Origin of the sequence: Microbacterium sp. CPCC 204701, from assembly GCF_004010105.1 — a bacterium.
Lineage (GTDB): Bacteria > Actinomycetota > Actinomycetes > Actinomycetales > Microbacteriaceae > Microbacterium.
Window position 1 is genome coordinate 1 of sequence record NZ_RRYE01000450.1, and the last position, 2,189, is coordinate 2,189.

General features: G+C 68.3%; 3 protein-coding genes. 2 read left to right on the forward strand and 1 reads right to left on the reverse strand.

What is annotated here, in order from left to right; translation table 11 throughout:
- Positions 1-1,480: helicase-related protein (locus tag EIO58_RS16650; protein WP_127820412.1), on the forward strand; the 1,480-nt coding region annotated here is incomplete at its 5' end.
- A gap of 24 nt (positions 1,481-1,504) precedes the next feature.
- Here EIO58_RS16650 and EIO58_RS16655 read toward each other — a convergent pair.
- On the reverse strand, positions 1,505-1,759 hold the full coding sequence (locus EIO58_RS16655) for a hypothetical protein (RefSeq protein ID WP_127820413.1): 255 nt from the start codon (positions 1,757-1,759) through the stop codon (positions 1,505-1,507).
- A 35-nt stretch (positions 1,760-1,794) separates the two neighbouring features.
- On the opposite strand from EIO58_RS16655, the gene EIO58_RS16660 reads away from it, so the two are divergent.
- On the forward strand, positions 1,795-2,189 hold a 395-nt coding region (locus EIO58_RS16660; protein WP_164861808.1), incomplete at its 3' end, for a MarR family winged helix-turn-helix transcriptional regulator.

Below are 2,189 nucleotides of genomic sequence, written 5' to 3' on the forward strand. Positions count from 1 at the left end.
CGGCGACACGATCGAGATCATCCCGGTGTACGAGGAGTACGCGATCCGCATCGAGATGTTCGGCGATGAGATCGAGGCGCTGTACATGCTCCATCCGCTCACGGGGGACGTGGTGCAGCGGCTCGACAGCGTTCCGATCTTCCCCGCCTCGCACTACGTCGCCGGAACCGAGACCGTGCAGCGCGCGATCGGCACGATCGAAGACGAGCTGGCCGAGCGGCTCACTGAGCTCGAGTCTCAGAACAAGCTGCTCGAGGCGCAGCGGCTGCGCATGCGTACGACCTTCGATCTCGAGATGCTCCAGCAGCTCGGGTTCTGCTCGGGCATCGAGAACTACTCGCGCCATCTCGACGGACGGTCGCCCGGCGAGCCGCCGCACACGCTGCTGGACTTCTTCCCCGACGACTTCCTCATGGTCATCGACGAGTCGCACGTCACCGTCCCGCAGATCGGTGCCATGTACGAGGGGGATGCCTCACGCAAGCGCACCCTCGTCGAGCACGGGTTCCGGCTGCCGAGCGCGCTCGACAACCGGCCACTGCGCTGGGACGAGTTCAAGCATCGCATCGGGCAGACGGTGTACCTGTCGGCGACGCCAGGCCGGTACGAGATGGGCGTGGCCGACGGCATCGTCGAGCAGATCATCCGCCCGACGGGCCTGGTCGACCCCGAGATCATCGTGAAGCCCTCGAAGGGTCAGATCGACGACCTGCTCGAAGAGATCCGCATCCGCGTCGAGCGCGACGAGCGCGTGCTCGTCACGACCCTCACGAAGAAGATGGCGGAGGAGCTCACCGACTTCCTCGGCGAGCACGGGGTGCGGGTGCGCTACCTGCACTCCGATGTCGACACGCTCCGCCGCGTGGAGCTGCTGAGCGAGCTGCGCGCCGGCGTCTACGACGTGCTCGTCGGAATCAACCTCCTCCGCGAGGGCCTCGACCTTCCCGAGGTGTCGCTCGTGGCGATCCTCGATGCCGACAAGGAGGGGTTCCTCCGCAGCGGCACCTCGCTCATCCAGACGATCGGGCGCGCGGCGCGCAACGTCTCGGGCCAGGTGCACATGTATGCCGACAAGATCACCGACTCGATGCGCAACGCGATCGAAGAGACCGACCGACGGCGCGAGAAGCAGATCGCGTACAACACCGAGCACGGGATCGACCCGCAGCCCCTGCGCAAGCGGATCGCCGACATCACCGAGATCCTCGCGCGCGAGGCGTCCGACACCGACCGGATGCTGCGGGGCAAGGCCGCGGCGAAGACGAAGTCGGGCAAGGGCAAGTCGCCGACGCCGCAGCTGCGACGCGAGGGTATCGCCGCCGAGGGTGCCGAGCAGCTCGAGGCGACGATCGGCGACCTCAGCGACCAGATGCTCGCCGCCGCCGCCGAGCTGAAGTTCGAGCTCGCCGCGCGCCTGCGCGACGAGGTGCACGATCTCAAGAAAGAGCTGCGGGCGATGGAGCGCGCCGGCCACGCATGACCCGTGGTCCGGGCGTGAGCGCCCCTACGGGCAGTGCATGAGGGGCTTGGGCCCCGAGCGGTCGAAGGTGTGCCGCGAGATCGGCGAACCGCACAGCGGGCACGCGCGTTCCGCACGCTCGGCGGCGGTGGGCGGGGGAGTCGTCTCGTAGGGGCCGACGGCCGCGGGTCCTGCCATGCGGATGAGCTTGGTGTTCAACCACGCGTACCACCCGCCGGCTTCACGCACTCTCTCGCGGAGCGTGCGGCGGTCTGCGGCATCCGTCTCGGTCATAGTCATTAGTGTACTAACTATTCGTTCGATAGGATCACTCCGTGACCGTCACCGCCCCTACCGACCGCGACCTGCTCAAGCTCGAGAACCAGGTGTGCTTCGCACTGGTCACCGCGGCGCGCAACGTCGTCTCGATCTACCGGCCCATCCTCGAGCCGCTGGGTCTCACACATCCGCAGTACCTGGTGATGCTCGCGCTGTGGGAGTCCTCGCCCAGGTCGCTGCGCGATCTCGCGGACGAGCTGGCGCTGGACCCGGCGACGCTGTCGCCGCTCGTCAAGCGCCTCGCAGCGCAGGGCCTCGTCACCCGCGCGCGCCGCGCCGACGACGAGCGCGTGCTCGATGTGGCGCTGACCTCCTCGGGGACGGCCCTCCGCCGCCGCGCGCTCGAGGTGCCCGAGCGTGTGATGGCCAGCGTCGGCACGGATGCCGCGAC

What these genes read in the sequence shown, in the direction of transcription:
- EIO58_RS16655 (WP_127820413.1), bottom strand. Translation starts at nt 1,759, where the DNA reads ATGACTATGACCGAGACGGATGCCGCAGACCGCCGCACGCTCCGCGAG.